This is a genomic window from Mycolicibacter sinensis, from assembly GCF_001673565.1.
GTDB classification, from domain to species: Bacteria; Actinomycetota; Actinomycetes; order Mycobacteriales; family Mycobacteriaceae; genus Mycobacterium; species Mycobacterium sinense_C.
This window is the reverse complement of record NZ_LZMF01000105.1, coordinates 37,647-45,429: the sequence shown is the minus strand read 5'-3', so window position 1 is coordinate 45,429 and position 7,783 is coordinate 37,647. Positions and strand designations below refer to the sequence as shown.

Genomic DNA, 7,783 nt, shown 5'->3' with positions numbered 1-7,783 from the left:
AAAGCGGCGGCCGCAGCGACGGTTGCGGCCGCCGCTTCCCCCTGCCCACTTGACAAGATGTCCCCCATATCAGCGGCGATCGCCAGCGCGGCGGAGCCGGGCGCGGCGGGTCGCCGCCATCGGCCCAGCGGCGCTCGCAAGCGCGGGTTGAGCGGCGGTTATTCCGGACCGTGGCCGGATCGTGTCTGTGCCGAGTTCCGCCCCTGGCTCGAAAACCGGCTACTGTCCAGTAACATAGCTGCGAACACGAGGGAGGTTCTACCGATGGATGTGCTGGTCACCGGTGGTGACACCGATCTGGGTCGCGCCGTCGCCGAAGGTTTCAGCGAAGCCGGCCACAAGGTGACGCTGGCGGGTATGCGAGGTCCCGAACTCGAGGTTGCCGCCAAGGAGCTCGACGCCAACGCCGTCGTCTGCGACAACACCGACCCGGCAAGCCTGTTGCAGGCCCGTGGGCTGTTCCCCGCTCACCTGGACACCATCGTCAACGTCCCGGCGCCGCGCTGGCAGGGCGGCGACCCGCGCACCTACTCGCTGGCCGACCAGGCCAGCGCCTGGCGCAGTGCCCTGGACGCCACGGTGCTCTCGGCGGTGCTGACGGTCACGACCGTCGGCGATCACCTGCGCTCGGGCGGCTCGATCATTTCGGTGGTGCCGGAGAACCCGCTCGACGGCAGCGCCGACGCGGCGGTCAAGGCCGCTTTGTCGAATTGGACCGCCGGGCAGGCCACCACGTTCGGCACCCGCGGAATCACCGTCAACGTGGTCGCCGCCGGAGCCGGCGCGCGCCCGGGTTACGACGGGCTGACCAGCGCCCCGCTCACCGCGGCCACCGAGATCGCCCGGCTCGCGGTCTTTCTGACCACGCCGGCCGCGCGCCACATCACCGGCCAGACGTTGCACGTCAGCCACGGAGCGCTGGCCAATTTCGGCTGATCAGGCGTCGAGTGGTTAATCCCACAACCAGCGGATGCGGTGAGCGCCAACCGGGTCGACTAGCGTATTTGTGAACGCAGTCGCCGTCGAGGAGCAACCGGATTCCCAATGAGTGCCCAGCCTGAAGTCACTGCGCAGCAGCAGAGCCGACGCCACCAGGTCGTGATCATCGGCTCGGGATTCGGCGGTTTGACTGCGGCCAAGAAACTCAAGCGGGCCGACGTCGACGTCAAGTTGATCGCCCGCACCACCCACCACCTGTTCCAGCCGTTGCTGTACCAGGTGGCGACCGGAATTCTGTCCGAAGGCGAGATCGCGCCGTCGACTCGCGTCGTGCTGCGCAAACAGCGCAACGCCCAGGTCCTGCTCGGCGACGTCACGCACATCGACCTGGACGGCAAGTTCGTCACCTCCGAGGTGCTCGGTCACACCTACGACACCCCGTTCGACAGCCTGATCATCGCGGCCGGCGCCGGGCAGTCCTACTTCGGCAACGACCAGTTCGCCGAGTTCGCTCCCGGGATGAAGACCATCGACGACGCCCTGGAGTTGCGGGGCCGCATCTTGAGCGCGTTCGAGCAGGCCGAGCGCTCCCGAGACGCCGCCCGACGGGAGAAGCTGCTGACCTTCACGGTCGTCGGCGCGGGCCCCACCGGTGTCGAAATGGCCGGGCAGATAGCCGAATTGGCCAACTACACCCTCAAGGGCGCGTTCCGCAACATCGACTCGACCAAGGCGCGGGTGATCCTGCTCGATGCCGCCCCGGCCGTGCTGCCGCCGATGGGCGAGAAGCTGGGCACCAAGGCCGCCGAACGACTGCAGAAGATGGGCGTGGAGATCCAGCTCGGCGCGATGGTCACCGACGTCGACCGCAACGGGCTGACCGTCAAGGACTCCGACGGCACCGTGCGCAGGATCGAATCGCAGTGCAAGGTGTGGTCGGCCGGTGTGTCGGCCAGCCCGCTCGGCCATGACCTCGCGGAGCAGTCTTCGGTCGAGCTCGACCGCGCCGGGCGGGTCAAGGTGCTGCCCGACCTGTCGGTGCCGGGGCACCCGAACGTCTTCGTCGTCGGCGACATGGCGGCCGTCGACGGTGTCCCCGGTATGGCGCAGGGCGCCATACAGGGCGCCAAGCATGCCGCCAGCACCATCAAAGCCGAGCTCGGCGGCGCCGACCCGGCCGACCGGGAACCGTTTCAGTACCTGGACAAGGGCTCGATGGCCACGGTGTCGAGGTTCTCGGCGGTCACCAAAATCGGGCCGCTGGAGTTCAGCGGTTTCCTCGCCTGGCTGGCCTGGTTGGGGCTGCACCTGATCTACCTGGTCGGGTTCAAGAACAAGATCAGCACGCTGCTGTCGTGGAACGTGACGTTCTTGAGCACGCGGCGCGGCCAGCTCACCATCACCGAGCAGCAGGCCTTCGCCCGAACCCGACTGGAACAGCTCGAAGTACTGGCAGCAGAGGCGCAGCGCGGCGCCGAACGCGCGGTCAGTTAGCCGGCTCAGGCGGGCAGGTTCTGCAACCGCACCTGGCCACGGGCCACGACCCGCTGATCGGCATCGGTGATGGTCACCAGCCAGAGCTGCTGACGACGCCCGCGGTGGATCGGGGTAGCGGCGGCAGACACCGTCCCCGATGAGACCGCTCGCAGGAAGTCGGTGTTGTTGTTGACCCCGACCACGGTGCCGCCGGCCTGTCCGCCGTCGCGGTTAAGCCAGGCGTGCGCTGAGACGCTTGCCACACTTTCCACGATCGAGCAGTACACCCCGCCGTGCACGATGCCGGCGGGCTGGCACAGCTTGGGCTGCAGCTTCAGCTCGGCGCTGGCGCCCTCGGGGCTGATCTCGGTGAAGACCAAGCCGATTTCGCCGTCGAACGGCGCGAAGTGGGAAGGCGGGGAACCGCTGGCAGCCATGCCATGGTTTTACACGACGGTCTCGGGGTCCACGCACCCCAGCAGACCCACAGCTGCCGATACGACAGCCGGTAGTAATTAAGGGTAGGCTTGCTCCGTTGCCCAGGGAGTTGATTACCAAATGGCGAAGCAAACCCACCTAGGGGATTTGGAACGAGCGGTGATGGACCACCTGTGGTCCGCGCCCGAGGCCCAGACCGTGCGCCAGGTTCACGAAGCGCTGTCCGCGCAGCGAGAGCTGGCCTACACCACGGTGATGACGGTCCTGCAGCGGTTGGCCAAGAAGAACCTGGTGTCGCAGATCCGCGATGACCGCGCGCACCGCTACACCCCGGTCCGGGGGCGCGACGAGCTGGTCGCCGGGCTGATGGTCGAAGCTCTCGATCAAGCCGCCGACTCCGGTGACCGCCGGGCCGCCCTGGTGCACTTCGTCGAACGCGTCGGCGTCGACGAGGCCGCGGCTCTGCGCCGTGCGCTCGATGAGTTGGAAGCCAAACACCACGTCGGTCTGCCCGCTGGCGGCCGACCCACGGCCTGAGGGAGACTGGCAGCGTGTCCGCGCTGGCCTTCACCCTCCTAGCGCTGTTGCTCGTGGGGCCGGTGCCCGCCCTCCTAGCACGTGCCGATTGGCCGTTACGCGCCCCGCGGGCCGCGGTGGTGCTCTGGCAGGCCATCGCGATCGCCGCGGTGCTGTCGGCCTTCAGCGCCGGTGTCGCCACCGCGAGCCGCCTGCTGATGCCGGGTCCCGACGGCCGGCCCACCTCGACGATCCTCGGCTCCCTCGAGCGGCTGGGCTGGCCGCTGTGGATCTTCTACACGGTGGTGTCCGCTTTGACGCTGCTGGTCGGCCTGCGACTGACCGTGACCGTGCTGCGGGTGGCGATCGGCACCCGGCAGCGCCGGGCACGCCACCGCATGCTGGTCGATTTGGTCGGTGTCTCCGATACCGCTCCGGCGGCGCGCACCAGCGGCCTGCGGATTCTGCAGGTGATGCAGCCGCTGGCCTACTGCCTGCCCGGGGTGCGCAGCCGGGTGGTGCTCAGCTCGGGGACGCTGCACGCCCTCACCGACCCCGAACTGGCCGCCCTGCTCTGCCATGAGCGGGCCCATCTGCGCGCCCGCCATGATCTGGTGCTCGAGGCGTTCACCGCGGTGCACACCGCCTTCCCGCGGTTCGTGCGCAGCGCCAGCGCCCTGGATGCGGTGCGGTTGCTGGTGGAACTGCTGGCCGACGACGCCGCCGTTCGGGTGGCCGGCGCTCCTCCCCTGGCCCGCGCCCTGGTGACCTGCGCTTCGTCGGCCACCCCGGCCGGCGCGCTGGCCGCCGGCGGGCCCAACACGGTGCTGCGGGTGCAGCGTCTGTCGGGTCGAGGCAACAGTCGCACGCTGGCTGCCGCCGCTTACTCCGCCGCAGCCGGGGTGCTCACGGTGCCCACGATCGCGCTCGCGGTACCGTGGCTGACCGAACTGCACCGACTGATCGCGGGGTAACCCACGCCGCGGGCGTACCGCGCGCAGATCACCTACCAACCGAAAGGCGAATGTATGAGCGCGTCGGAAACGGCCGGCACCGCCCAGATCGGGGTGACCGGTCTGGCCGTCATGGGATCAAACATCGCGCGCAACTTCGCCCGGCACGGTTACACCGTGGCACTGCACAACCGGTCGGTCGCCAAAACCGATGCCCTGCTGAGCGCATACGGCTCCGAGGGCAACTTCGTGCGCAGCGAGACCATTCCGGAATTCCTTGCCGCTCTTGAGAAGCCGCGCCGGGTGCTGATCATGGTCAAGGCCGGCGATGCCACCGACGCGGTCATCGAGGAACTCGCCGACGCGATGGAGCCCGGCGACATCATCATCGACGGCGGCAACGCGCTCTACACCGACACGATTCGCCGCGAGAAGGCGATGGCGGCCCGCGGTCTGCACTTCGTCGGCGCCGGGATCTCCGGCGGCGAGGAGGGTGCGCTCAACGGACCGTCGATCATGCCGGGCGGCCCCAAAAAATCCTACGAGTCGCTGGGCCCGCTGCTGGAGGAGATCTCCGCGCACGTCGACGGGGTGCCGTGCTGCACCCACATCGGGCCGGACGGCGCGGGCCATTTCGTGAAGATGGTGCACAACGGCATCGAGTACTCCGACATGCAGCTGATCGGCGAGGCCTACCAGTTGCTACGCGACGGGCTGGGGCTGGCCGCGCCGCAGATCGCCGAGGTGTTCACCGACTGGAACTCCGGCGACCTGGACAGCTACCTGGTCGAGATCACCGCCGAGGTGCTGCGCCAGGTCGACGCCAAGACCGGCACGCCGCTGGTCGACGTCATCGTCGACGAGGCCGAGCAGAAGGGCACCGGCCGCTGGACCGTAAAATCCGCGCTGGACCTAGGGGTTCCGGTGACCGGCATCGCCGAGGCGGTGTTCGCTCGGGCGCTGTCGGGCTCGGTCCCCCAGCGCCGTGCCGCCGCAGGGCTGGCCTCGGGGTCTTTGGGCGCTCGCCCGAGCGACGCCGCGACGTTCACCGAAGACGTCCGCCAGGCGCTGTACGCCTCGAAGATCGTCGCCTACGCGCAGGGTTTCAACCAGATCCAGGCCGGCAGCGCCGAATACGGCTGGAATGTCACCCCCGGGGATCTGGCCACCATCTGGCGTGGCGGCTGCATCATCCGGGCCAAGTTCCTAAACCGGATCAAAGAGGCGTTCGACACCGACGCCGATCTGGTGAGTCTGCTCGCCGCCCCGTATTTCCGCAGCGCCGTCGAGGCCGCCATCGACAGCTGGCGCCGGGTCGTCAGCACCGCGGTCGGCCTGGGGATCCCGGTACCCGGATTCTCCTCCGCGCTCGCCTATTACGACGGCCTGCGCACCGAGCGGCTGCCGGCTGCTCTGACCCAGGCCCAGCGGGACTACTTCGGCGCCCACAGCTACGGCCGGGTGGACGCCGAAGGCAAGTTCCACACGCTGTGGAGCGGCGACCGCAGCGAAGTCCAGGCCTAAACCAGCAGGCCCAGCACGGCGTCGGTGAAGGCCTGCGGATCCTCGATCTGCGGGTAGTGCCCGATGCCGGGCAGTTCGACGACGTCGGCGGCGGGGCGCAGCTCACGCAGGCCGTCGAGCACATTCGTGGTGGCGACCGGATCACCGAGTCCCCATACGAATCCCAGCGGCTTGGGCCAGTCACGCACCGCGCCGTGCCAGCGCTGCGCGTACCGCACCCGCTCGCCGAGGTAGGCCGAGAGCAGGTGTGCGATCCGGTGGCCGCCGTTGTGGCACAACAAGTCCCACTGCGCGGCGGCCTCCTCAGGGGACAGCGGATGCTGCGCGGAGAACAGCCGGCCGAAGCTGCGGATGAAGCTGCGCCGGTTCGTCAGCCGGGCGGCGACGCCGCCGAACGGGCCGCGCAGCACTTTCTGGATGGGACGCAGGCTGGCCCGCTCCAGGATCACACTGCCGTTGGACAGCACCGCGCGGCGCAGATCGAACGCCAAGGTGCCGGCGAGGTCGCGGGCCAGCAGTTCGGTGGTCACCGAGGTGCCCATGTCGTGGGCGGCCAGCACCACCGGGCCGGTGGTCACCGAGGACACCACGTGCTGCACCAGATCGGCTTGCTCCAGCAGGCTGTAGCGGTGTGGGCGCGGCTTGTCCGACAACCCGAACCCGAGGAAGTCCATGGTCAGCCAGGATCGGCCGGCCAGCCGAGCGGCGACCGACCGGAAATCGTAGGAGCAGGACGGAAAGCCGTGCAGCAGTAGCACTGTCGGCCCGTCTCCGGCGCCTGAGCGCACGAACACCCGTCCGGCGCCGGTCGACACCCACCGGCCGCCGTCACACCACTCACGCACGCTGCGCGGCAGCGCCGTCGTCATCCGAGGTTCGACAATTCGTCGACGATGTCGTTGAACACCGTTGCGGGGAACTGCCAGAACACCTCGCCGACATCATGCAGCCCGGTCTGCAGCGCGGCCTCGATCCCGGTCGGATCGCCGTCGAGCAGCGCCTCGTGCAGATTCCACAGCGCCGTCTGCGGTGTGGTGATCAGGTCGCGCAAGTCCATGATGAGTTTCGTCAGTAGTCCCGGGTCCTCGGGGACGGCGATCCCGTTCCAGCTGACCAGCGTCCATCCGTCGGTGGGGTTGCCCTCGATCTGAATGATGCCGGTATTGGGCAACAGCGGTGATCCGTCGTCATTGGCGAACATGGTCTGCAGGGTCAACGGCAGCAGCAGCGAGATGTCGGGGTTCTTGACGTTCATCGCCACCCAGGCCGCGACGTCGGCTTCGTTGTCGAATCCCACCGCGGTGATCGCCCCGTTGTCGCTGATCACCGGGTTGGCCAGGGCGGCGGTGTACATCGTGTTGATGGCGTCGGTGAAGTTCGCGTTGAGCACCACGCCGTTGGGGTCCTCGACCGAGCCCGGGATCGGCACCAGGATCAACCCGAGCAGCGACCACAGCAGCGGCGTCAACTGGTAGAGGAAGCCGGACAGGCTGGCGATGGGTTGGCCGGCGTAGATCCCGCTGTCGATCTCGTTGAGCCCGGACAGGATCTGCGGCGTCAGGTGCTCCAGCGCGGCGAACGGCGCGGCGGTGTCCATGTCGCGGATGGCCTGCCCGGAGAAGATGCCGGCGACGTGGTCGCCGAGCTCGTTGTGCAGCTGATCGGCCACGTCCTGCGCCTGCTGCACACCGAGAGCACTGAGCGGCGGGCCGGGATGATCCGGCGACGGAGTGATGACGTCGTTGAACGGCGGCATCCGCTGGCCGTGGCGCACGATGTCGATGACGACATCTTGAGCCTCGCCGCTGGTGAGTACGACGGAAGCACCGGCAACCGTTAGCGGACGCGGGGCCGGGACGACGGCGATGGCGCCCGCGCTGATCATGGCGACACCGGCGGCCGCCGGCCAAATCGACCTTGTCGGCATGGCCATCACC

At 68.6% G+C, this 7,783-nt stretch carries 8 protein-coding genes; 5 read left to right on the top strand and 3 right to left on the bottom strand.

Going from position 1 to position 7,783, the window contains the following annotated elements; all coding sequences use genetic code 11:
- The first annotated feature begins 264 nt into the window (after positions 1-264).
- Both A5648_RS15740 and A5648_RS15735 read left to right on the top strand, forming a co-directional pair.
- Positions 265-936, top strand: a complete 672-nt coding sequence (locus tag A5648_RS15740; protein ID WP_065025440.1) for an SDR family oxidoreductase — start codon at positions 265-267, stop codon at positions 934-936.
- Between the two features lie 108 nt (positions 937-1,044).
- Positions 1,045-2,433: an NAD(P)/FAD-dependent oxidoreductase gene (locus tag A5648_RS15735; protein ID WP_065025439.1), complete on the top strand. Its 1,389-nt coding sequence runs from the start codon at positions 1,045-1,047 to the stop codon at positions 2,431-2,433.
- Between the two features lie 5 nt (positions 2,434-2,438).
- Here A5648_RS15735 and A5648_RS15730 read toward each other — a convergent pair whose 3' ends face one another.
- Positions 2,439-2,852 carry a PaaI family thioesterase gene (locus tag A5648_RS15730; protein ID WP_065025438.1) on the bottom strand — a complete coding sequence of 138 codons (414 nt, stop codon included), beginning with the start codon at positions 2,850-2,852 and terminating at the stop codon, positions 2,439-2,441.
- Between the two features lie 121 nt (positions 2,853-2,973).
- Here A5648_RS15730 and A5648_RS15725 point away from each other — a divergent pair, with 121 nt between their 5' ends.
- From A5648_RS15725 to gndA, 3 genes are read left to right on the top strand one after another with little or no spacing between them, the layout of a single operon-like run.
- Positions 2,974-3,390 carry a BlaI/MecI/CopY family transcriptional regulator gene (locus tag A5648_RS15725; RefSeq protein WP_065025437.1) on the top strand — a complete coding sequence of 139 codons (417 nt, stop codon included), beginning with the start codon at positions 2,974-2,976 and terminating at the stop codon, positions 3,388-3,390.
- A gap of 14 nt (positions 3,391-3,404) precedes the next feature.
- Entirely contained in the window at positions 3,405-4,343 is a 939-nt protein-coding gene (locus A5648_RS15720) for a M56 family metallopeptidase (protein ID WP_065025436.1), read from the top strand.
- 54 nt (positions 4,344-4,397) lie between these two features.
- On the top strand, positions 4,398-5,846 hold the full coding sequence (gene gndA / locus A5648_RS15715; RefSeq protein ID WP_065025435.1) for an NADP-dependent phosphogluconate dehydrogenase: 1,449 nt from the start codon (positions 4,398-4,400) through the stop codon (positions 5,844-5,846).
- Here gndA and A5648_RS15710 read toward each other — a convergent pair.
- Both A5648_RS15710 and A5648_RS15705 read right to left on the bottom strand, forming a co-directional pair.
- Positions 5,843-6,715 carry an alpha/beta fold hydrolase gene (locus A5648_RS15710; protein WP_207511733.1) on the bottom strand — a complete coding sequence of 291 codons (873 nt, stop codon included), beginning with the start codon at positions 6,713-6,715 and terminating at the stop codon, positions 5,843-5,845. The genes gndA and A5648_RS15710 overlap by 4 nt on opposite strands.
- Entirely contained in the window at positions 6,712-7,773 is a 1,062-nt protein-coding gene (locus tag A5648_RS15705; protein WP_065025447.1) for a histidine phosphatase family protein, read from the bottom strand. The genes A5648_RS15710 and A5648_RS15705 overlap by 4 nt, the downstream gene beginning before the upstream one ends.
- Positions 7,774-7,783: the final 10 nt, after the last annotated feature.